The 21,987-nt window shown below is 70.3% G+C and carries 16 protein-coding genes and 1 other RNA gene; 6 read left to right on the top strand and 11 right to left on the bottom strand.

All coding sequences use genetic code 11. From position 1 onward, the window contains the following. Nucleotides 1–309 precede the first annotated feature (309 nt). On the top strand, nt 310–681 hold the full coding sequence (locus tag ON19_RS09205) for a hypothetical protein (protein ID WP_043689034.1): 372 nt from the start codon (nt 310–312) through the stop codon (nt 679–681). Nucleotides 682–779: 98 nt separating this feature from the next. On the opposite strand, the gene rnpB is transcribed toward ON19_RS09205, so the two are convergent. Next, an RNA gene (gene rnpB, locus ON19_RS38805) (RNase P RNA component class A) lies at nt 780–1,197 on the bottom strand. A gap of 36 nt (nt 1,198–1,233) precedes the next feature. Between rnpB and ON19_RS09200 the strand changes: the two genes are divergently transcribed. The 3 genes from ON19_RS09200 (at nt 1,234) to ON19_RS09190 (ending at nt 3,525) form a co-directional block, all read left to right on the top strand. After that, the gene (locus ON19_RS09200; RefSeq protein ID WP_043689031.1) at nt 1,234–2,121 is read left to right on the top strand and encodes an alpha/beta hydrolase; all 888 of its coding nucleotides are present in this window, start codon (nt 1,234–1,236) and stop codon (nt 2,119–2,121) included. A gap of 321 nt (nt 2,122–2,442) precedes the next feature. Further along, nucleotides 2,443–3,015, top strand: a complete 573-nt coding sequence (locus tag ON19_RS09195; protein ID WP_043689147.1) for an NUDIX hydrolase — start codon at nt 2,443–2,445, stop codon at nt 3,013–3,015. Nucleotides 3,016–3,063: 48 nt separating this feature from the next. After that, the gene (locus ON19_RS09190) at nt 3,064–3,525 is read left to right on the top strand and encodes a GNAT family N-acetyltransferase (protein ID WP_043689029.1); all 462 of its coding nucleotides are present in this window, start codon (nt 3,064–3,066) and stop codon (nt 3,523–3,525) included. A 6-nt stretch (nt 3,526–3,531) separates the two neighbouring features. Here the strand turns inward: ON19_RS09190 and ON19_RS09185 are convergent, their stop codons facing one another. The 3 genes from ON19_RS09185 to ON19_RS09175 form a co-directional block, all read right to left on the bottom strand. Further along, a complete protein-coding gene (locus tag ON19_RS09185; RefSeq protein WP_043689028.1) occupies nt 3,532–4,212 on the bottom strand; it encodes a hypothetical protein in 681 nt (226 codons plus the stop codon). Next, nucleotides 4,209–4,796: a GNAT family N-acetyltransferase gene (locus ON19_RS09180; protein WP_063709409.1), complete on the bottom strand. Its 588-nt coding sequence runs from the start codon at nt 4,794–4,796 to the stop codon at nt 4,209–4,211. Before ON19_RS09180 ends, ON19_RS09185 begins: the two co-directional genes overlap by 4 nt. Nucleotides 4,797–4,874: 78 nt before the next feature. Beyond that, nucleotides 4,875–5,309 (bottom strand): hypothetical protein, encoded by a 435-nt coding sequence (locus ON19_RS09175; protein WP_043689026.1) that lies wholly within the window; start codon nt 5,307–5,309, stop codon nt 4,875–4,877. Between the two features lie 129 nt (nt 5,310–5,438). Between ON19_RS09175 and ON19_RS09170 the strand changes: the two genes are divergently transcribed. Beyond that, nucleotides 5,439–6,245, top strand: a complete 807-nt coding sequence (locus ON19_RS09170; protein WP_043689024.1) for a helix-turn-helix domain-containing protein — start codon at nt 5,439–5,441, stop codon at nt 6,243–6,245. 7 nt (nt 6,246–6,252) lie between these two features. Here ON19_RS09170 and ON19_RS09165 read toward each other — a convergent pair whose 3' ends face one another. The 7 genes from ON19_RS09165 to cobC form a co-directional block, all read right to left on the bottom strand. Beyond that, nucleotides 6,253–13,491, bottom strand: a complete 7,239-nt coding sequence (locus ON19_RS09165) for a non-ribosomal peptide synthetase (protein WP_063709408.1) — start codon at nt 13,489–13,491, stop codon at nt 6,253–6,255. A gap of 177 nt (nt 13,492–13,668) precedes the next feature. Then, nucleotides 13,669–16,140 carry an FAD-dependent monooxygenase gene (locus ON19_RS09160; protein ID WP_043689021.1) on the bottom strand — a complete coding sequence of 824 codons (2,472 nt, stop codon included), beginning with the start codon at nt 16,138–16,140 and terminating at the stop codon, nt 13,669–13,671. 310 nt (nt 16,141–16,450) lie between these two features. Beyond that, entirely contained in the window at nt 16,451–17,644 is a 1,194-nt protein-coding gene (locus ON19_RS09155; protein ID WP_043689017.1) for a bifunctional RNase H/acid phosphatase, read from the bottom strand. 34 nt (nt 17,645–17,678) lie between these two features. Continuing rightward, nucleotides 17,679–18,416, bottom strand: a complete 738-nt coding sequence (locus tag ON19_RS09150; protein ID WP_043689140.1) for a zinc ribbon domain-containing protein — start codon at nt 18,414–18,416, stop codon at nt 17,679–17,681. 72 nt (nt 18,417–18,488) lie between these two features. After that, complete coding sequence (locus ON19_RS09145) at nt 18,489–19,133, bottom strand: hypothetical protein (protein ID WP_043689015.1); 645 nt, start codon at nt 19,131–19,133, stop codon at nt 18,489–18,491. 136 nt (nt 19,134–19,269) lie between these two features. Further along, nucleotides 19,270–20,391, bottom strand: coding sequence for a Nif3-like dinuclear metal center hexameric protein (locus tag ON19_RS09140; protein ID WP_043689012.1), 1,122 nt, complete (start codon nt 20,389–20,391; stop codon nt 19,270–19,272). A gap of 181 nt (nt 20,392–20,572) precedes the next feature. Next, nucleotides 20,573–21,613 carry an Rv2231c family histidinol phosphate aminotransferase CobC gene (cobC, locus tag ON19_RS09135; protein ID WP_043689009.1) on the bottom strand — a complete coding sequence of 347 codons (1,041 nt, stop codon included), beginning with the start codon at nt 21,611–21,613 and terminating at the stop codon, nt 20,573–20,575. A 44-nt stretch (nt 21,614–21,657) separates the two neighbouring features. On the opposite strand from cobC, the gene ON19_RS09130 reads away from it, so the two are divergent. Continuing rightward, the coding region (locus ON19_RS09130) for an arsenate reductase/protein-tyrosine-phosphatase family protein (RefSeq protein WP_043689137.1) at nt 21,658–21,987 on the top strand (330 nt) is incomplete at its 3' end.

The raw sequence follows: 21,987 nt of genomic DNA, 5'->3' as shown, positions 1-21,987 counted from the left end.
GACAGACCGGAATCTCGCCTGACGGCGCGAGCGCGCCCGCGCTGCTAACGTGGCCCGCCGTGACGGGCGTCGCGTTCGCCCGCGCCTCAGGAAAATGTCCCGCACGTCAACAAATGGGAGTTCCACACCTATGTCATCGATTTTGTTCGACTACCTGCTGCCTCTGCTCGGCCCCGAGCAGGCCGCGTATTGGGCCCAGGTTTTCGTGATCAACCCGGTCTGACCGCGCGATTGTTCTCCCACTACTCGTCGCCTCCCGTTCACCTGACGGGAGGCGACGGTGGTTGTCGGCCGCTAGCATCCCGCTGCGTGACCAGAACTACCGCCGCGCTCGCGGCCAGCGCCACCCTCTTCGCCCTGCTCCTCACCGGTTGCGGGGACGACAAGACCAGCGACGCCACCTCCCCCGCCACCACGACGGCGGCGCAGGCCACCGCCCAGATCGACAGTGTCAAGGCGGGCGCGTTCGTCGTCAGCTTCCGCGGCGCGTTCCCCAAGCTGGCCGACGGCAAGGACGACGCGAAGATCGCGAGCATCCTGTCCGAAACCTGCGGCGACATCAAAGCGGGCAAATCCGAGGACGAGGTCGTCGCGAACATCACCAAGCGCGCGGGCGGCACCACCCAACCCAGCGCCGAGGAAGCCAAAGCGATCTACCAAATGGCCAAACTCATGTGCTGACCTCCGCTCCTCCCAGGCGTGCTTCGCACACCCGCCGATTCCTCGCAGCGCGCTCGGCGTGAGGAATCGAGCCGGTGTGCGAAGCAGGCCGTAGCGGGCGGACGAGTTGGTCTGTAAGCCGGATCCTGTCCCCGGCCATGTGGCCAGGGGGCGACCATCCATCTGGACACTCCGTTGCCGGGTGCCTCGAGCGGTCCACCCGCAGGCTCGGGCGAGCAGCCCTCGAGCGCCTGCGCAGCCGCACCGCGAGCGGTGCGACCTTCGACCTTGCTCCGGGCGGGGTTTACCTAGCCGCCCCGGTCACCCGGGGCGCTGGTGCGCTCTTACCGCACCGTTTCACCCTCACCGCACGGCCCGCGAAGGCCGTGGGCGGTCTGTTTTCTGTGGCACTGTCCCGCGGGTCACCCCGGGTTGCCGTTAGCAACCGCCCTGCTCTGTGGAGTCCGGACTTTCCTCGGCACCGGGCGGCGGCACTACCGTGCCCGTTCCCAGCGCCGCGGCCGCCCGACCAACTCGTCCGCCAGAACAGGATACTGGGTACGGTTGGTGGCCATGGAACGTGTCGAGGTCGGCTTCCCTTCCGGAAGCGAGCAGTGCGCGGCGTGGCTATATCGCCCGGATGGCGCACCCAAACCCCGCCCGCTAGTGGTGATGGGACACGGCCTGGGGGCCAATCGGGAAATGGGACTTGATCGGTACGCGCGGCGTTTCGCTGCCGCGGGGATGGCGGTCCTGGTGTTCGACTATCGGCATTTCGGCGCCAGCCAGGGCACACCGCGCCAGTTGCTGAGCATCGCACGGCAGCGCGAAGACTGGCATGCCGCCATCGCGTTCGCGCGCACGCTGCGCGGCATCGACGCGACTCGGATCGCGTTGTGGGGCACGTCGTTCGGCGGCGGGCACGTGCTGTCGGTGGCGCCGGACGACGCCTACATCGCGGCCGTGGTCGCGCAGGTACCGTTCACCAGCGGCCTGTCCTCGGCGCTGGCGAAGGGGCCGATCAGCCTGATCAAGGTCTCCACCATCGCGGCCACCGACCTGCTGCTCGGGCCGATCCGGCGCAAGCCGGTCGGCATCCGGCTCGCGGGACGTCGGCGTTCGGCGGCACTGATGAGCGCGCCGGACGTGCCGGAAGGGTTCCGCAGGCTCACCGACGAGAGCGAGACCTACGAGCCGAAAGTGGCCGCGCGCGTGGCATTCTCCGCACTCTTCGACGCGCCGGGGCGACGCGCGAAGGCGCTCAAGATGCCGGTGCTCTACGCGCTGTGCGACGACGACTCCGTGGCGCCGGTGAAATCGGCGCTGCGTGCCGCCGAACGCACCAAGCACGCGGTGGTGAAGCGTTATCCGGCCGGGCATTTCGACATCTATTTCGATGAGGTCTTCGAGAAGACCGTCTACGACCAGACGGAATTCCTGGTGTCGGTGCTGCGGCCCTAGGTGATCGTGGCCCGGCCTTGTCGCCGGGCCACATTTTCGGTGGCGCATGGTGAACCGAGTCGATCCCGAGCATTCCGCCCGCGACGATCGCCCCGCCGCGCCGCGAAACATCGCCTCGATGAATTTCATTCCTCGCCGGAGGCATTTCCATCTCCGCATTGCCGCCCCCGCGGCGGCGAATCCGCACGCGACTGCGGCTCGCCGGATCGCGTCGAGTTCGCGGCGCCCATAGCCGCGCTGGACCGTGCCGCGACGCACACCACTCAGTTCGAACCTGTCGTGCCGGCTGGAGTGTCGGTGCCCGGCGCTACGGTCCGTGCCATGCATCCCGCCACCGCCGCGGTCGCCGAGATCGTGAATCGAATCGAGCCGCTCGACTCGTTGGAGCAAAGGCACATCGACGCGACGCGGGCTTGGCTCGCGTCGACCGACGACATCTTCCGGCGGGTCAAACCGGCCACACCACCACGGCACCTGGTTTCCTATGTCGTGCTGGTCGATCCGGAGGCGCGGGCAGTGTTGCTGGGCAGGCACCGCCTCGCCGGGCTGTGGCTGCCGACCGGGGGGCATGTCGATCCCGGCGAGCATCCGCTCGAGACCGCGCGGCGCGAAGCGGCCGAGGAGATCGGCATCGAGGCACGGTTCGACGTGGTCGGGCCTGTTCCGCTGTTCCTCACCGTCACCACCACCGTCGGCTCGGGCACCGCGCACGAAGACGTCAGCCTCTGGTACGTCATCCGAGGTGACCGCACCGGCGGCCACACCCTGGATCCACGGGAGTTCGACGGTGAGCGCTGGTGGGATGTCGGCGAATTCGCCCTGCCGGACGCCGATCCACACTTCGGACGTTTCCTCACCAAACTCGACCTTGCTCTGCGGCTCACCGCCAACTGAGGCCGCCTCGAGTCGACGGCGTCGGCCGATGATGTCACCATGGCGCGAATGATTGTCAGGCTTGCGCGAGAGGACGACCTCGCCGGATTCCTCGAACTGGCGGGGCAGGTCGAGCACTGGTTCGGTGCGGCGGCCGACGACGCCGACTTCCGTGCCGCAGTGCTGCGGCACGTCCAGCGCGGTACGGCGCTCGTCGCCCGGTCCGCGGGAGCGGAGGTGCTCGGCGGCATCATGTTCGGCGCGAAGCCGCCGGTCTATAGGGTGCACTGGCTGGTGGTCGCGGAGCAGGCGCGCGGGCACGGCATCGGCCGGGCGTTGACCGCGGATGCGATCCGCCGATACGTGCTCCGCCCGGGAACGCTCGAAGCGGTCACCTTCGGGCCCGATCATCCCGGCGCGGTGTCGAGCGGTGCGCGGGCGTTCTACCAGAAATTGGGCTTCCACCCCGCCGAGGACGCGGCTGCCGGGCCCGAGGGCGGGTCCCGGCAGGTCTATCGACGTCGCGTGTGACGCGGTTCAGCGCCCGCGGAACGCGCGCCAGAAGATGAAAGCGAGGACCGAGGCGGGTATCGCGGCGAGGATGGGCTTGTCGCGAAGCGTTTCCAACAGTGTGCGGCCCGGGCGGCTCACCGGGCCGGGAAGTCCCGCCGCACCACGTTCGGCCGCGGTGGCGGCGTCCGCCTGCACCTGCTCGGCGCGCTCGGTAGCGCGTCGCACGGACTCCGCGATCGGCGTGTCGTGCCAGCTGTCGTCCGCGGCCGACGGCAGCGCGGATTCCTGCTTCGCATTTCCCGCCGCGCCAGGGGTGTGGCCCTTCTTCGCGGCCGGAGCCTCGGGAATCTGCGCCGAGGTCACCGTCTCCGGCTCCCCCGCCGCACTCGCGGCACCGCCTGGCTTCGCTGCCGGGACATCAGGAATCTGCGCCGAGGTCACCGTCTCCGGCTCTCCACCCGCGGCACGGCCCGTCTCCGGAATCTGTGCCGCATCACCTGCGCTCGGCTCGGCTTCCGGTACCCCGGCATCGGCACTGCTGGCAGGCTCATCCGCCGTTCCCCGTACCGCGCCGGGCTCCGCGTCCCCGCTCGCTCCGGCGGCCACGCCGTTGGACGGCTGCACCGCATCGGGCGACGTGCCGGAGACCTCCGGAGTGCCCGGTGCCTCGTCGGTCCCCTTGTCCGCGGGCTTGCGATCGTTCATCGCTGTCTCCTGTCCTCGGCGTCGCGATGCGGGACGGATGTCTCGGTTGCCGTCGAGGCCCGGATACCCGGGGGACGGTCGGGCAAACCGGGCTCGATCGGCCGCCACTCCATCTCGAATTCCGTTCGCGGGTCGCCTGGGCCGACCGGCCCACTCACCCCGGTCCGCACGAAGCCGTGGCGCAGGTACAGCCGCTCGGCGAAGGCATTGTGCTCGGCGAATTCCAAACGGACCACCTGGTGCCCGCCCGTCACCGCCCAATCCAGCACCGTGCGAACCAGCCGGTCGGACACACCGGTTCCCCGCGCCCGTGGCGCCACCCACATCGAGATCAGGTGAACGCCACCGCGTTCCGGATCGAGTATGCCCGCGACGGTACCCACCTCGGTACCGCCCGACTCGGCCAGGAACTGCGCCCGATCCGTCAGCGCGTGCCGCCAATCGCTCTCGGTGCGGGCCTGCGCCTCGGCCAGCGTGCTACCGAAGAACTGCGGTGCGTCGGTCAGCGCCGCGAGCCGGACGCGCCGGAACACCGCCCAGTCGTCGGGAACGAGCAACCTGATCGCGGGTGTGGAGACGTCCATCGGGACTTCTCTACGTGCTCGGCGTCGGCGTGCGCAACGGATTTCCGGCGCGCCGACGAGACCGGAGTCGCCGTCCGGTCACCCCGCGGTGGGAACGATTCCGGGTTCCTCGAGCCTGCACAGCCCGGCGAATTCCAGCCCGGCGAAGCTCGCGACCGTGGCCGCGCCGACCAGCAAAAACGCGACGCCGAGACCGGTCAGGGCGAGCACATCCGCGCCGGCCAGGCCGAGCATCCCCACGGCCGACAGCGCGTTGACGGCGACGACCGCCTGCGCTCGACGCACGGAGATCGCCGGACGACGGGCGATCGACAGCAACGCGAGCGCGCCGCCCACCATGACGACGCCGAACACGATGCTCCAGCCGATCGGCAGTCCGAGTGGGTCGCGCAGCAATCCGGCTCCGGCGAGCAGCACACCGCCGAAGACTCCGGTGCTCCAGCCGTCCACACGCAGCGCGGCGCGCAGGAACGCGGCGCTGCTGCCGCGGTCGGCCAGGGACGTGGTGCTCATTCGTACTCCTGTCGGTAGATCTGCCGGGGCCGATCGGCTCCCGGCACAAACCCTGCTGACCGAAGGTGGGTGTCTCAATAACCTCGGAGGTCATGGCCGCACCGCGCGACCGGGTGCTTAGCTGGTCGAGTGACATCAGTGCAGACCCCATCGAGAGCGGGCATCCTGCTGCGCGAATGGCGGCAACGGCGCAGGCTGAGCCAGCTGGATCTGGCGCTGGCGGCGGACACCTCCGCACGGCACCTGTCGTACGTCGAGACCGGCCGGGCCGCCCCCAGCCGCGCGATGGTGCTGCGGCTGTGCGACACGCTGGAGGTGCCGCTGCGCGAACGCAACACCCTGCTGGTGGCGGCCGGTTTCGCGCCCGCCTACCGGGAGAGCAGCCTGGACGACGCCCATCTCACCTCGGTCCGCGCCGCGCTGGACACCATGCTGACCGCGCACGAACCGTACCCGGCGGTGGTCATCGATCGGCTGTGGAACGTGGTGGCGGGCAACGCGGCGATGAGTGTGCTGATGGACGGCGTCCCCGAGCACGTGCGGACGCCGCGGCCCAACGTGTACCGGCTGGTGCTGCACCCGGAGGGCCTCTCGGCCCGCCTGGCCAACCTCGCCCAGGTGCGCGAACTGTTCCTGGAGCGGCTGGGCAGGCAGGTCAGCGCGAGCGGCGACGCGGAGCTGGCCGCGCTGTACGACGAGGTGTCCCGCTACCCCGACCCACCGGAGGCGGCGGAGCACGGCGCGCCGCCTGGCCCGTTCGAGGTGCCGATCCGGATCCGCACCCCGGCGGGCGAACTGTCGATGTTCAGCACGATGGCCACCTTCGGCGCTCCGGCCGACGTCACCCTGTCGGAGCTGGCCATCGAATTGTTCTATCCCCTGGACGACTTCACCGCGACCGTGCTGCGCGCAGCGGCGGCCGCGGTGAAGCCCTGAGCGGACCTCAGGCGTCCAGCATGGATTCGTCCCACTCCCGGTCCAGATCGGGATCGGCGGCCGAGAGCACCTCGTCCAGCCGCAGCCCCAGCTCGCCGATGTTCGGCTCGGTCATCATGTTCAAGTGATCGCCCGGCACGTCGATCACGGTGAACCGGCGCGCCGCGTACTGTTTCCAGCCGTTGTCGGCGCTGTCGAACATGCTGCCGACGGTCTTGTGCGCCAGGTCGACGCCCGGCGGCAGGCCCTCGGTGGCGCGCAACAGGGTGATGTCACGGTCGTACGGCTCGAGCTTGTAGTCCAGCATCGCGGAGTAGTTGGCGAAGAACACCTCGTAGAGCCGCCGGATCGCCTGCGGCGAGCTGTCGGCGGGCAGGATGCCCGACCGCACCGACTCCTCCAGCATCGCCGCGAACAACTCCTCGGAATTGTGCACGCCGGGCTCGAAATCGACCAGGGCGGACTGGCTTCCCCGCGCGTACCAGAGCAGTTCGAGGAAGAACCACCGGATCAGTTTCTCCTCCGGGATCGGCGTTCGGGTGCGGGCGCGCAGCGCCATGGTGTCCAGCAGCGTCACGCTGGACACCTCGTGCTCGGGAAGCTGGCGGGCCATCTCCAAAGCGACATAACCGCCGAACGACCAGCCGGCCAGGTGGTACGGACCGTCCGGATGCACCCGCCGCACCGCCTCCAGGTACGACTCGGTCATCGCCGCGATGGACTTCTCCGGCGCGCTGCCCGAATCCGCCCCGGCCGCCTGCAACCCGTACACCGGACGGTCCGGGTCCAGGTACCGCGCGAGAGCCAGGTAGCACAGCACGTTGCCGCCGATCGGATGCACCAGGAACAGCGGTGGCTTGGTGCCGCCGACGCTGATCGGCACCAGCGGGTCGAACGTGCGCTGGACGTCGCCCGACCGCACCAGCGCGGCGAGCCCGGCGGCGGTGGGCGCGCCGATGAACGCGTCCAGCGGCACCTCGACTCCCCAGCGGCGCGACAGCGCCATCACCACGCGCATCGCCCCGATCGAAGTGCCGCCCGCCGCGAAGAAGTCGTCGTCCACGCCGATCGCGCGCAGCCCCGCGTACTCGGCCAGCAAGCCGACCGCCGACCGCTCGTACTCGTCGGCCGGTTCCCGCTGCGCCGCCACCGAGTCCGTGGCGTCCTCCCCGTAGGCGCGCAGCGTGGCGTCGTCACGTTTGCCGCTCGGTGTGCGAGGCAGTTCGTCGAGCCAGACGAACCGCGACGGCACCATGTGCGCGGGCAGGACCGAGCGCAGGTCGTGCCGCAGCGCGGCGAGATCGGTCTGTTCGGCCGCGCCGACCAGGAACGCGATCAGCGAACCGTCGATACCGCCGAAACCGCGGGCCACCACGGCGGCCTCGGTGATGCCGGGGAACTTCTCGGCCAGACCTAGGATGCACAGCTCCACCTCCGCCGGCTCCACCCGGAACCCGCGGATCTTGACCTGGCTGTCGCTGCGGCCCAGGCAGACGATGTCGCCGGAGAACAGTCGGACACCGAGATCACCGGTGCGGTAGCGGATTCCGCCCGCGTGCGTGGCGACGAACCGCTGCGCGGTGAGCGCGGGCCTGCCCTCGTAGCCGCGGGCGATGCTGCGGCCGCCGAGATAGATCTCGCCGATCACACCGTTCGGCACGGGGCGCAGCGCGCTGTCGAGCAGTTCCACGGTGTCACCGTCGACGGCGCGGCCGATGGGCGGCAGAGCGGGGAATTCGTCGGCGGGCCCGGTCAGCGTGAACTTCGTCGCGACGTGTGATTCGGTCGGGCCGTACTGGTTTTCCAGCACCAGGCCGGGAACCACCTTGCACAGCGCGCGGATCTCGTCGGTGATGCGCAGCTGTTCGCCGGAGGAGATCAGCACCTTCAGCTCGGTCGGGAACATCCGCCGCCCCACGGCGGCCTCGGCGAACGCCTGCAGGGCCACGTACGGCAGGAACAGCCGCTCGATTCCCTCCTCCACCACCGTGTTCAGCAGTTGCTCGACATTCGATCGCAGGTCGGCCGAACTCACCCGCAGGGTGGACCCGGCCGCGAGAGTGGTGAAGATCTCCTGGAACGACACGTCGAAGCTTAACGGCGCCAACTGCAGTGTGCTGAGCAGCCCGGTACCGGTGGACGCGCGATTCTGCCAGTCCACCAGGGAGGTCAGGCCGCGGTGCGGCATCGCGACCCCCTTGGGCTCGCCGGTCGACCCGGAAGTGAACAGTACGTAGGCCACCGCGTCGGGCGAGACATGGTCGGGCAGCAGCACGTCCGCGTCAGGCGCGGAGTCGTCGAATAGCTCGGCGGTGTCCAGGACCAAAGCGGCGTCGTCCACGATGTCGCGATAGGCGGCGTCGGCGATCACCCGGTGCGGGCGGGCACGGTCGATCATGAGATTCAGCCGGGCCCGCGGGTAGCTGACATCCAGCGGAACGCACGCGGCCCCGATCCTGGTCAGTGTCAGCACGAGCAGCACCAGTTGCGGACGGCGCCCCATCAGGATGCCGACCCGGTCGCCGGGCGCCACCCCGAGTCCGACCAGGCGGCGCGCCAGCCGATCGGAGCGTTCGATCATCTCGTCGTAGGTGACCGATTCGTCGTCACCGGCCAGGGCGACGCGGGCGGGGTTGAGCGCGGCGGCCTCGGCCACCAGCGTGCCCACGTCGCGGGCGGTGGCCGGGCCGACGCCGCGGTCGATCACCGCGTCGGGGTCGGCGACGATGCCTGCCAGCATGCGCAGCTGGGTGAGCGCCACCGTCTCGCACTGCTCGGCGGTCAGGGTGTGGTCTCCGTTGACCCGCAACCACATCCGGCCGTCGCGCGGGTCGGTCGCCGCGGTCACCAGCAGCTGGAAGTTGGTCTCCTCGCGGACGTCGAAGTCCAGCAGGCGCACGCCGTCCAGCACGAGCATGGGCTGGAAGACGTGATAGTTGACGAAATTGAACGCCGTCTCGAAGACCGGCCCGCCGTCGGCGAGGATCGACCGCAGCGGGTAGCGGCGGAACGGATAGGCCTCGCGTTCCCGGCGCGCGATCTGTTCCACCGCCGCGCGCCAGGTGGTCGCGGTGCTGTCCAACCGGATCGGCAGCGTGTTGAGGAACAGCCCCGCCACTCGCTCGGCGCCCGCACGGTCCGGTCGGCCGTGGCTCACCACGCCGGTGGTGACGTCCGTGCGCCCGGTGAGCGCCCGCAACGCCAGGCAGTGCGCGGCCAGGTAGACCGATTTCTCCGGGACCTGGTGGCGCGCGGCGAACGCCGAGACCCGCTCGGCCAGCCTGCGCGGCACCAGCGCCCGCGCTTGCGGCACGCCGGCGACCACCGGCTGGTGCACGCCGAGCGCGGTGAGCGCGGTGGGTTCGGCTCCGGCGAGGGCGGTCAGCCAGTACTCGCGGGCCGCGGTGTCGTGCGCGGCGCCCTGCTCGGCCTGCGCGTATTCGGCGAGCACGGTGGCCGGATGCGGCGTGGCCTCGATCCGGGTCCTGGTCATGCCGAGGTGGTTCAGGTAGTCCAGCAGCAGTTCCAGCACCGACGTGGCGACGCTCCAGCCGTCGAGGATGGCGTGGTGGAAGCTCAGCACCAGGTCCACGGCGCCGACCGGGTCCCGCGCACCGGGGCGGACGAACACCCGGATGGCGAACAGCGCGGCGACCGAGATGTCGTACTGGGCGTGCGTCCGCTCCTGGAGATAGATCTCGATCAGGTCTTCGCCGGTCGCCTCGTCCATATCGCCGAGATCCACGATCTCCAGCTCGTAGGGCGGCGCGACGTGCACGACCTGCAACGGAACCGAGTGCCTGCTCAGTTCGAACGACGAACGCAGCGCGGGCTGGCGCCGCACCAGCCGGTCCACCGCTTCCCGGAATTGCTCCGCTTCCCAGGGGATTTCGAGCCGATAGCGGAACGCGTCCTTATAGGTGACCGAGTCGGCGCGCTCGATGCTGTGATACAGCATGCCCAGTTGCAGGGCTGTAGCCGGGAACGCGTCCTCGACCTGGTGCAGTGCGGCGCGGTCGATCAGCGGCACCGTCTCCAGGGCCGTCCCGATGTGCCCGCGGTCACCGTGCCGGTCGTCGCGCACCACACGGGCCAGCTCGGCGATGGTCGGCGCCTGGTAGAAGACGTCCACGTCGAAGTAGAGCCCGGCGCGTTCGGCGGCGGTGCGCACGGCCAGCGCGAGGATGGAATCGCCGCCGTGGGTGAAGAAGTTGTCGTGTACGCCGATCGACTCGACGCCCAGCACCGTGCGCCAGACCCGCGCGAGCCGCGTTTCGACCTCGGTGCGCGGATCGCCGCCGCCGGCGAACGACTCGGCGCCGTGGCCGAGGACGAGTTGCGCGGCGAGCGCGCGGCGATCCAGTTTCCCGTTGCGGGTCAGCGGGATCCGGTCCACCCGGATCAGCCGGGACGGCACCATGTAGCGGGGCAGCGTGGCCGCGAGCTGATCGGCGATCTCCTCGCCGGAGACGTCGGCTCCGACGAAATAGCCGACCAGTTGGACGCCGTGCGCCTCCGAGACCTCGTCCACCACGGCCGCCGCGCGCACTCCGGCGCAGCCGAGCATGGCGTTGTGCACCTCGCCGAGCGTGATCCGGTTACCGCGGATCTTCACCTGATCGTCGAACCGGCCCAGGTACTCGAGGTTGCCGTCCGGCAGCCACCGCGCCAGGTCGCCGGTGCGGTAGCGGCGGCGTCCGGGCACCGCGCGATCGTCGACGAACGCCGCGGCGGTCAGCTCGGGCCTGCCTCGGTAGCCGCGAGCCACGCCCACGCCCGCGATGTTCAGCTCCCCCGGCACACCGACCGGCACGCGGCGGCCCGTGTCGTCGAGCACGAGCAGATCTATGTTGTCGATGGGGCGGCCGATCGGCACCACGTCGAGCGGGTCGTCGGCCGGGCAGTCGAAATAGGAGACGTCCACGGTGGCTTCGGTGGGGCCGTAGAGATTGACCAGCTGCGGCGCTGTGGCACCGGCCGCGGCGAAGACCGCGTGGAACCGGCGCACCAGCGCCGGCGGTAACGCCTCGCCACTGCAGAACACCCGCCGCACGCTGCCGATCCGCGCGACCGTCGCCGGATCGGCCGCCAGCTCGTCGACGAACGCGGCCAGCATGGACGGCACGAAGTGCAGCACGGTCACGGCGTGCGCGGCGATCGCCTCGGCGATGCGGCGCGGATCGCGCTCCCCGCCCGGTTCCAGCAGCGCCAGCCGGGCGCCGGTGATCGCCCACCAGAACAGTTCCCACACCGACACGTCGAAGGTGACCGGCGTCTTCTGCAGGATCACGTCCGTGGCGTGCAGGGGGTAGCGCCGCTGCATCCAGGTCAGGCGGTTCACCACCGACCGGTGCTCGATCATCACGCCTTTGGGCACGCCCGTGGAGCCCGAGGTGTAGATGAGATAGCTGAGATCCGCCGGGTGCGAGACGTGTTCCACGCCGCGCGCCGGGCCGATGTCGGCCACCGCGATCCGGGTGACGCCCAGTTTGTCGAAGACCGCTCGATGCCGCGGCCCCGCCGCGACGAAGCGCGCCCCGCAGTCGGCGAGCACCGTTTCGATGCGGGCGGCCGGGAAGTCCGGGTCCAGCGGCACGTACGCGCAGCCCGCGCGCAGCACGCCGAAGATCGCGACGAGCATCTCCGTCGAGCGGGTCAGCACCACCGGCACGCATTCGTTGCCGGTCGCGCCCAGCGCGCGCAACTCGGCGGCGAATCCGTCGGCCAGCGCCGACAGTTCGCCATAGCGCAGCGGCTGCTCCCCCGAGCCCGCGACCGGTTCGATCGCGACTCGATCCGGATGCCCGGCCGCCGCCTCGGCGAAGAGCCGGTCGATCGTGGTGTACGGGAACTGTTCGCGCGGACCGGATTCGAACGCCGCGATGGCGGCCAGCTCGCGAGCGGGCATCAGCGGCAGCGCCGAGATCGGCGCGCCGGGCCGGTCCAGCGCCGCCACCAGCAGGGCGCCGATGCCGCGCACCACCGACTCGAACGGGAAGTTCGCGTCGAAGACGTCTCGGTCGTAGTAGAGCTGGAGGTTCAGCGAGCCGTCGCGGGCATGCTCGACGCCGAGGATGTTCAGCGCCTCGAGCACCGTGCCCGGATTGACGATGTCGAGGGTGCCGAGGATCTTGTCGAGGTGATCCGACGGCGGCATCTTGATGTAGGAGTACGCCACGTCGAACAGCGGCGGCGCCGTCGGATCACTGTTGAGCGCACGGGCCAGGTCACCGTACGGAAAACGCTCGTAGCGCTTGAGTTCCCGGATCTGCGCGGCCACCTCGGTCGCGACCGCCGACAGCGGCTCGGCCGGGTCGACCCGGATGCGCAGCGGCACCACGTTCGTCCGGTGCCCGGAGGTGCGGAAGGTCTCCGCGCTGTTCCGGTTGAGCATCGGGACCCCGATCACCACCTCCTCGGAGCGGTGGATGGTGGTCAGGTAGGCGGCCAGCGCCGAGACGGTGAACGCGAAGACGGAGAAGCCGGTGGCCCGAATCCGATCCAGGAACGCGGGTGCCACGACGACGCGTCGGCGTCCCCGGTTCACGTTCGGGGTGCTCGCACGGCCGGAGAACAGCGCGGGGACCACGCCTTCGAAACGGCGCACCAGCGCGTCCCGGTCCGCCACCCACTGCGGAGAGGACAGGTATTGCTCGTGCTCGGCGGCGATCTTGCGGTAGGTGGCGGCGCCGCGGTCGGTCTGCTCGGTCGCCGGGTCCGGTTCGGCGAGCAGTTCCAGCGGCAGATCCGTGCGGCTGTAGTTGTCCACCAGCGCGCTCCACAGCGCGTTCACGCCCCAGCCGTCGATCATGGCGTGGTGCATCGCCACGTAGAGATGGAAGTGGTCGGGGCCGTCGACCAGCGCGGCGATCCGGAACGGCTGCCGCGGCGGGGACGGTGTCACGTTGGCGCGGTTCACCCAGTCCCGGCGCGCGGCGGCTGGGTCGGACGCCCAGCTGAGATCGACCAGTTCGACCTCCGGTAGCTCGTCGGACACCCACTGCCAGAAACGGCCGTCGGAGAATTCGAACCTCAGCCGCAGTGCGTCGTCACCCAGCAGGGCCTTGCGCACCACGGCCCGCAACCTGGCCATATCGAAAGACTCGTCCAGGAACGCGCAGTAGGCGTTCCTGGTGACCGGCGCCGGGGCATACCGGTAGGCGACCGACAACACGTCTCGCTGGTACGCGCTGACCGGCCAGGCCTCGGGAGGTCTTTCGGAAGTAGCACTCGGTTCGGATGTCACAGTCACTCCTATCGCGACAGTCGCGGCACCGGCCGTGCGCGGATCTACCCAAGCCCACCCTGATCGCTGACACGCAAAGCTGCTACCACACTTATCCAGTTATCGATATCGCGAATCACGGCATCGGCTGTGCCGATGCCGCGACTCTGCTGTTGTATCGCGGTGTATGCGGGCAGGTCAGCAAGCCGACAGCAACGCGCGCACGCTTTCGTCGGCGAGACGGTCGGCTCGATCGCGCGAGACCGCGGGCTCGACGTAGCCGATGTTGAAGGACAACTCGTCGTGCGTCGCGTTGGCGGTGGCCATGATGAAACCGCTGACGGACATGCCGGAGACGAACTGCGCCCCCTCCAGCTGCCAGGAGCCGACCTTGTCCGGGAAGGGATAGCTGCCCAGGTAGGTCATACAGAGATGACCCGGGCCGCGGGTGTCCATGAGTTTCACCGTGGACGCGCTGGCGGCCACCGACTTCGGTGCGGCCACCTTCAGCAGGTTCAGCGCGGACAGGTGATCGCGTCGATCCATCCGCGCGCCGTACTCGCGCTCGATGTCGGCGGCGATCTCCCACAGCGAGGCCCACGGCGCGTACTTCGCCGGGGTGGCGATCATGCCCTGGTACGTGCCGACCTCGGTGTCGGCGGCGGCGCCGTCGAGATGGTCGCGGAAGTTGACCGAGCTGCCGACGGTGAACCAGGCGGCCTTCTCGGTGCCCGCTTCCCTGGCCGCCGCGATCAGCAGCGCCGCGGACAGCGCCGCCTGCAGGCCGACGCCGTGGCGGGCGCAGCCTGCCGTGGGCGCGTCGAGCCGGTCGGTGTCGAGGCTGCGGTGCACGACCCGGCTGCGCCGCTGCGCGGGGGGAACCAGCGAGGTGGGCTCGAGCCTGCGCGGCTTGCGCAGCTGCGACTTCTGGTCGCGCAGGAAAGAACCCGCGGTGCGCAGCGCACCCCCTGCTCCCTGGAAACGCGGCGGGAACAGCTCCTCCGGCCCCGGCCGCACCGGCGCGGGCGCGAAGTCGGCCGCTTCCCCGGCGGCCACCTGGAGCACCTGCTTGGCCACAGACAGCGCGCTCTCCCCGTCGGCGATGGCGTAGTGCAGCGTGACGATCAGCTCGTTCGTGCCGTCGGTCTCCTTGATCAGCACCGCCCTGGCCAGCGGGCCGGTACGCCAGTCGAACGGCTCGCGCAGTTCCACCTCGTCGGCCTCGGTCAGCCAGTTCGTGCTGTCCTCGGATTCGATCACGCGCAGCGGAATCGGCGCCTGCACCGGCACGAAACGCGGTGCGGTGCCGTCCGGTTCGGCGGCGACGGCGACCCGCAGGAGCGGATGTCGGCGCTGCACCTCGTCCAAGCCGGCCCGGATCTGCTCGACCTCGACGTGTCCGCGGATCCGCACGCGCGACAGGATGTGCAGCGGCGCGAGCTGATCGGCGATCCAATGCCAGCGCTCGACCGGCGACAGCGGGCGCGGCAGCCGGGCGGTCGGCCCGTCCGGCGGCGGGAAGGACATCGGCTTGCCGAGCTCACGCAAGAAGAACTCGGTGGGCGCGTGCCGGAAGTAGGTGTCGCGCACCCGCACCAGACGCGGGTCGGTGGTCTGCTCGATCTTGGCCAGCGAGGCCGACCCGTTGACGAACATGGCGGTGCGGTCGGCGCGCAGCTTCTCGTAACGGCGCAGACCCGCAACCGGATCCAGGGAGTTGCGCAGCACGCTCGCCAGCACCACCGCGTCCTCGATGGCCGCGTTGGCGCCCTGGCCGAGGCTGGGCAGCATCGGGTGCGCCGCGTCGCCGAGCAGCGTCACCCGGCCGCGGCCCCATTGCGCGAGCGGCGGACGGTCCTGCGCGGGCACGGCCAGGATCGCCGATTCGTCGGTCTGCTCGATGCAGGCGCGCACCTCCGGCGCCCAATCGGCATACAGGCGCAGCAAATCCTCCTTGCCGCCCTGCCAGTTCGCGGCCTCGTCGGCGGGCAGCGTCTTGGTGCCCCACCAGTACACCCGGCCGTGGCCGATGTCGTGGATGCCGAAACGCATTCCGGTGCCCCAGAAGTGCGCCGAAAGCCCGCGAGCCACATTGGGATGCACGAACGGGATGCAGGCCAGCCAGCATACGAAATTGCCCGGGCGCGGCTCGGCGCGACCGTGCAGCTGGGCGCGCACCACCGAGTGGATGCCGTCGGCGGCGACGAGCAGATCACCCTCGGCGATCCGGCCGTCGGCGAACTCGACGCGGACGTGCTCGCCCTCGTCCACGAAACGAGTGGCTTGCGCGCCAACGTGAGTCGGCGTGTCGCCGATCGCGCGCAGCAGTACGTCATGGAGGTCGGTGCGGTGCAGCGCCACAGCGGGGGCGCCGAGCTGGGCATCGAGCCGGTGCACCGGAAGCACCCGGATCGGGCTGCCGTCGGGGTTGCAGAAACGGAAGGTCTCGACCCGGCCGCCGCGTTCGAGCAGTTGCTCGTCGATGCCGAGGCCGAGGGTGCGCAGCGCGTTGATCCCGTTGGCCTGCACCGAAAGTCCGAATCCCTGGGCCCTCAGCTCGGGCCCCGCTTCGTATAGTTCGACGCCGAAACCCGCATGCCGCAGGGCAGCCGCAGTGGTGAGCCCTCCGATCCCCGCCCCGAGAACGACAACCTTGATCGGACTGCTCATCGAACCTGCACTCTCATCGAACCACTCGACGGCACAGGAGCTTCCTACGACGCGGCCTGCGGGCGTCACTGCCCGCGAGCCATCGTCCCCTGAACAGCACTGACCGAGGACGCTGCGTCGACCCCGACCAGGCAACCCGGTAGGACGCCTGTGCCTGACCGTCCGGAAGCCTACCGCTACTCGGCGCGCAAGGCAGAGTTGAAGTGAGATTCACCGCATCGCGCGAATGTGAAACGCAAATGTGTTGCAATAGGGCATAATTCGCGCTCCGCGCACCGCATAAGCCCTCGATTCGGGCTCGGCGGCGTCCTCAGAGGTAGGACGTATCGTTCACCAGACGCACCGAAGACCCGCCGTCGGGATAGAACTCCGCTATCGATAGCGACGCCAGATCCAGATGCAATCGGTACAGCAGCGCAGGGCCGACATCGAGGGCCAGCCGCAGCAGCGTCTTGATCGGGGTCACATGACTGACCACCACCAGGTTGGCGCCGGGATACCGTTCGAGCAGGTCGCGACGAGCCGCGTCCACCCGCCCCGTGACCTCCTCGAAGCTCTCCCCTCCGGGCGCGGCGACAGCGGGATCACCGAGCCAGCGCGCGTGCAGATCGGGGTCGCGCTGCATGGCCTCCGCGAAGGTCAGTCCCTCCCACACGCCGAAGTCGGTCTCGATCAACCCGTCGTGGACCTCGACCGGAACCCCGAGCGCGGCAGCCGCCGCCTCGGCGGTCTCCCTGGCCCGGCCGAGCGGAGAACTGACCACGGCCGTGATACCGCCTTTGGCGGCGAGCATCTTCGCGGCACGGGCGGCCTGCTCCCGGCCCAGCGGGGTGAGCGGTGGGTTGCCGCGACCGGAATAGCGGCGCTGCACCGACAACTCGGTCTGGCCGTGGCGAAGCAGCAGCAAACGGGTGGGACGGCCGGTGGCGCCGGTCCAGCCCGGGCTGTACTGCGCGGGTTTCGTCTGCTCGGCGTTCGCGTCCCTGACTTCGTCGATCCAGCTCGGCCGGTCGTGCTCGGTCACCACGAGGGCCGGATCCGCGGCCTCGGTCGACTTCGTGTCCGCGGCGAGCGCACGGCCGTCACCGGCGCCGGTGCCCTCGTCCATGGCCTCGTTCGCCAGGCGGTCGGCGGCGGAGTTCTCCGCGCGGGGAATCCAGGTGTAGGTCACCCGCGCGAACCCGGCGGCGATCCTGCGGGCGCGGTCGGCGAGCGGGATCAGGGCCGCGTGCTTGATCTTCCAGCGGCCGGACATCTGTTCGACGACCAGCTTGGAATCCATACGCACCACGACCGACTCGGCGCCCAGTTCCGCCGCCGCCTCCAATCCGGCGATCATTCCGCGATATTCGGCGACGTTGTTGGTCGCGATGCCGAGGAATTCCCGCCGCTCGGCGAGCACCCGGATGTGGTCGCCGTCGTAGACCACCGCGCCGTATCCGGCCGGACCGGGATTGCCCCGCGAACCACCGTCGGCTTCGACGATCACTTCGGAAAAGCTCATCGCCGGGCTTCCCCGGCGCCCGCTCGCGGTGAACTCACAGCCCCGATTCCTTGGTCCGGACCAGAATCGCGCCGCACTCCGGGCAGCGCACGACCACGTCGGGTGCGGTCTTGGCGATGCGCGCGATCTCACCGCGATCGAGCTCGATACGGCACGCGCCGCAGCGGCGAGCCTGCAACAGCGCGGCGCCGACGCCGTGCTGTTCGCGCTGACGGTCGTAGATCGCGAGCACTTCACCGGGCAGCTTGGCCACCACGACGGCACGGTCGTTGTCACAGCGGGTCTGCGCCACGTCCAGATCCGCCAGCGCCTCGTCGCGATGCCGCTGCGCGGCCGCGAGTTCGTCCTCGGTCTTGCTCAGCCGGGCGCCCGCGTGCTCGTGGTCGGCGGCGGAGGCCTCCCGCCGCTCCATCACCTCGAGCAGTTCGTCCTCCAGAACCGAGCGGCGGCGCTCCAGACTGCCCAGCTCGTGCTGGATCTCCGAAAGCTGTTTGGCGTTCACCGTTCCCGCGGTGAGCATGCCTTTGTCGCGGTCCTCGCGCTTGCGCACCGCGTCGACCTCGCCCTCCAGCTTGCGGATGTCGCGGTCGAGGTCGTCCAGCACGATCTCCACCGCCACCGCGGCGTCTTTGTGCGCGTTGCGCTCGGCCTCCAGCCGGGCCACCTCCTGCTGCTCGGGCAGCACGGTGCGCCGGTGCGCGATCCGGGTCAGCTCGGCGTCGACGGAGGCGAGCCGCAGCAGCGCGGCCTGGATCGTGGGTTCGACATTCAACGCGGACAAACTCCTGGAGGGGGTGGACGGGACTGGTGTTCAACCGTACCCCGCCGGACCGGTGGACCTGCGTCAGCCGCCGACGGTGCGAGTCTTGATGGCGTCCCGGGAGATGTAGACGTCGTATTCGCCGGGCACCGCGATCACCGCGTTGCCGTAGGCGGAGCGCACGAACGGCTGGGTCCACCAGCGGCCCTCGCGCATGTCGGCGAAGAAGTCCTGGTCGCCCTCGTTGAGGAAGATCTGGTTCTGCGTGGTCGCGACGCCGTCGAGGCGCTGGCCGTACAGGCGGCTGATCCGGTAGCCGGAATGGAAGCCCAGGGCGTTCACCCACGGTTCCAGCTCGACGATGCCCGATTGCAGTACCCACATATCGCCCTCGACCCGGTAGGTCTTGCGCTGTTCGGGGTGGTCGCCGTCGCCGTACAGGGTGAGGTCGACGTCGAGCTGGTGTTCCTGCCCCGGCACCGGCTTCGCCACCACATGGGCCGCCTTGATCTCGCCGGTCAGTCCGAGATAGGTCTGCAGCAGGGTCGCGATCCACAGCAACACCACAGCGACCAGCAGCAGCGCGAGCCCGCCCGTGCCGCGCGCGAGCAGCGCCCGCATACCCACCCGGCGCGCGGCGATCAGACCGGAGACGATCAGCGCCACACCGACGACCAGCAGCAGGATCAGCCCGATCTGCACGAGCCCGAAATCGACCGGGAAGTTCATGCGGTAGTTGTACCCCGCACGAACTACTCGATTCACCCGAAACGCCCAACCCGTTCCGGCCCCGGCGGGACACGCCCCGACACGCCGTCGTCAGTTCGTCGCCGGGACAACGGCATCCGACGCAGGCGCTCGGTGCTCAGCTGGGAGAACGCACCGTCCACGGGTCGGTGCGCAACGTGGACACCCTGGTCTCCAGGCCGGGCAGTGCGCTCCGGACGAGCGCTTCCGCCTGCACGCACCAAGGGAATTCGGTGGCCCAGTGCGCGGCGTCGACCAACGCGGGACCACCCGCGCGCAGGTGCTCGTCGACCGGATGGTGGCGCAGGTCGGAGGTGACGTACACGTCGACGCCGAGCCTGGTGGCCCTGTTCAGGTAGGAGTCGCCCGCTCCCCCGCACACGGCCACGGTGTAGACACTGCGGTCCGGGTCGCCCGCGGCGCGAACGCCCCACGCGGTGTGCGGGAGAGAACGGGCCACGCGATCGGTGAACGCGCGCAACGTTTCCGGTTCGGGCAGCGTGCCGACCCGGCCGATGCCGAGCGACGACGGCAACTGTGCGCGTTCACTGATGTGGTAGGCCGGGTCTTCGTAGGGATGCGCGGCGCGCAGCGCGGCGAGCACGGCCGAGCGCACCGCGGGCGGGGCGACCACCTCGATCCGGTCCTCTTCGACGTGCTGGAGTTCGCCCAGCGTGCCCTGCGCCGGAGCCGCGTCGCCAACCGGACGGAACTGCCCCGTGGCGGGCACCCGCAGCGCACAGTCGCAATAGTTCCCACTCCCGCCCGCACCGGCGGCGAACAGCGCGGCGAGCACGGCCTCGGTGTGCGTGCGTGGTACCTGGACCACCCAGTTGTCCACGGCGGACTCGGGTTTCGCGTCCAGCGGTCCGGTCACCGTGAGACCGAGGGCCGCGGCGAGCGCGTCGGAGACGCCAGGGGCGGCGGAGTCGGCGTTGGTGTGCGCGGTGAACAGCGCGCAGCCGGAACGGATCAGCCGGTGCAGCAGTGCGCCTTTCGGCGTGCTCGCCGCGACGGTGTCGACCCCGCGCAGCAGGAGCGGGTGATGCACCACCAGGGCCTGCGCGCGCCAGTCGATCGCCTCGTCGACGACCGCCGCGGTCGCGTCGACCGCGAACAGCACCCGGGTCAGCTCCTCGGCCGGGTCACCGCAGACCAGGCCGACCGAGTCCCACGACTCGGCCAGCGCGGGCGGGTAGGCCGCGTCGAGCACCCCGATGAGATCCGCGAGCGTGGTCATCGTCCACCTTCCTTCACATCGCTCCTGCACTGCTTCGCCTGGCTCGTTTCCCGACCACACCGGTGGGGATGCGAGCGCTGCCCCACCTCCCGCGCACCGGACGTCCGAGATCGCGCGGCGCCTGCGTCCGCGCGACGCTCGGCATCGGATCCGCGACCCGCCTCGCACAGCCGAAATGCGCTCATCGGACATCCGCCGACCGGATCGCGGCGACCAGCCGATCGACCTGCTCGCCGCCGCGGACCGCGACGCGCAGATGATCCGGGCCGAGACCGGGGAAGGTGTCCGCGCGACGAACCGCGATGCCCTCGGCGGCCAGATGTTTGCGTAGCAATTCGCCGTCCGCCACGCGCAGCAGCAGGAACGGGCCCTCCGCTGGTGTGTGGACGTAGACGCCGACGCCGGTCAGGCGCTCGATCATGGCGGCGCGATGCACGGCGAGCGTCTCTGCGCCGCGCCCGGCCTCGGCGACGGCCGCCGGGCTCGCGGTGGCGGTGATCGCCTCCAATTGCAGGGTGCCCAGCGGCCAGTGCGGCCGCCCGTGGTCCAGACGCGCGAGCACGTCGGGCGCCCCGAGGAAATAGCCGCAGCGCAGACCGGCCAGCGCCCAGGTCTTGGTGAGACTGCGCAGCACCAGCAGGTCGGGCGCGGAGTCGGCCGCGAGGGATTCCGGCTCGCCCGCCACCGCGTCGGCGAAGGCTTCGTCGACCACGATGACGCGCCCCGGCCTGCGCAGGGCGCGGATGGTGTCGGCAGGGTGCAGCACCGAAGTCGGGTTGGTCGGGTTTCCCAGCACCACCAGATCGGCCTCGGCGGGCACCGCGGCGGGATCCAGCCGGTAGGGCGGCCGCAATACCACCCTGGTCACGGGGACGCCGGCCTCGCGCAGCGCGAGTTCGGGCTCGGTGAACGACGGGTGCAGCACCGCGGCCGAGCGCGGGGCGAGGCGGGGCAGCATCGCGAAGCCTTCGGCGGCGCCCGCCAGCAGCAGCACCTCGCCGGGAGCGCGGCCGTGCCGGGCCGCGACCGCGCGGCGGGCGGCTTCGGCGTCCTCGGCGCTCGGATAGCGGCCCAGATCCGACAGCCGCGCGGCCAGACGCCGCCGCAGCCACTCGGGCGGCGCGATCCCTTGCACGTTCACCGCGAAATCGAGCATGCCCGCACGCGCGTCCACGTCGCCGTGGTGACGCAGTTTCGCGCGATCGACGGTGTCCTCGGCCACGAGATCACACCCTACGTGGCGGTCGGATAGCAGGACCGGCCAGAATGGCAGGCGTGGGTCAGCTGCACGTCTCGTTCGTCTGTACCGGCAACATCTGCCGCTCTCCGATGGCGGAAAAGATCTTCGCGTCGCACCTGTACCGGGCCGGACTGGCCAATCGGGTACGGGTCAGCAGCGCGGGCACCGGTTCGTGGCACGTCGGCGCCGACGCCGACCCGCGCACCAGCGCGACCCTGCGCAGGTACGGGTACCCGACCGGCCACATCGCCGCCGCGTTCGGCGCCGCGCACAGCGACGCCGACCTGGTGATCGCCTTGGACCGCTCGCACCGACGCGACCTGGCGCGCCTGGGCATCCCGGCCGAGCGGCTGCGG

Source organism: Nocardia abscessus NBRC 100374 (assembly GCF_000308455.1).
In the GTDB taxonomy this organism is placed as follows: Bacteria; Actinomycetota; Actinomycetes; order Mycobacteriales; family Mycobacteriaceae; genus Nocardia; species Nocardia abscessus.
This window is presented reverse-complemented; position numbering and strand designations above follow the sequence as displayed.

Bases quoted from the DNA above. Each gene is read 5' to 3' on its own strand.
- ON19_RS09200 (WP_043689031.1), top strand. From the start codon at position 1,234: ATGGAACGTGTCGAGGTCGGCTTCCCTTCCGGAAGCGAGCAGTGCGCG.
- ON19_RS09195 (WP_043689147.1), top strand. From the start codon at position 2,443: ATGCATCCCGCCACCGCCGCGGTCGCCGAGATCGTGAATCGAATCGAG.
- ON19_RS09190 (WP_043689029.1), top strand. From the start codon at position 3,064: ATGATTGTCAGGCTTGCGCGAGAGGACGACCTCGCCGGATTCCTCGAA.
- ON19_RS09185 (WP_043689028.1), bottom strand. From the start codon at position 4,212: ATGAACGATCGCAAGCCCGCGGACAAGGGGACCGACGAGGCACCGGGC.
- ON19_RS09180 (WP_063709409.1), bottom strand. From the start codon at position 4,796: ATGGACGTCTCCACACCCGCGATCAGGTTGCTCGTTCCCGACGACTGG.
- ON19_RS09175 (WP_043689026.1), bottom strand. From the start codon at position 5,309: ATGAGCACCACGTCCCTGGCCGACCGCGGCAGCAGCGCCGCGTTCCTG.
- ON19_RS09160 (WP_043689021.1), bottom strand. From the start codon at position 16,140: ATGAGCAGTCCGATCAAGGTTGTCGTTCTCGGGGCGGGGATCGGAGGG.
- ON19_RS09155 (WP_043689017.1), bottom strand. From the start codon at position 17,644: ATGAGCTTTTCCGAAGTGATCGTCGAAGCCGACGGTGGTTCGCGGGGC.
- ON19_RS09145 (WP_043689015.1), bottom strand. From the start codon at position 19,133: ATGAACTTCCCGGTCGATTTCGGGCTCGTGCAGATCGGGCTGATCCTG.
- ON19_RS09140 (WP_043689012.1), bottom strand. From the start codon at position 20,391: ATGACCACGCTCGCGGATCTCATCGGGGTGCTCGACGCGGCCTACCCG.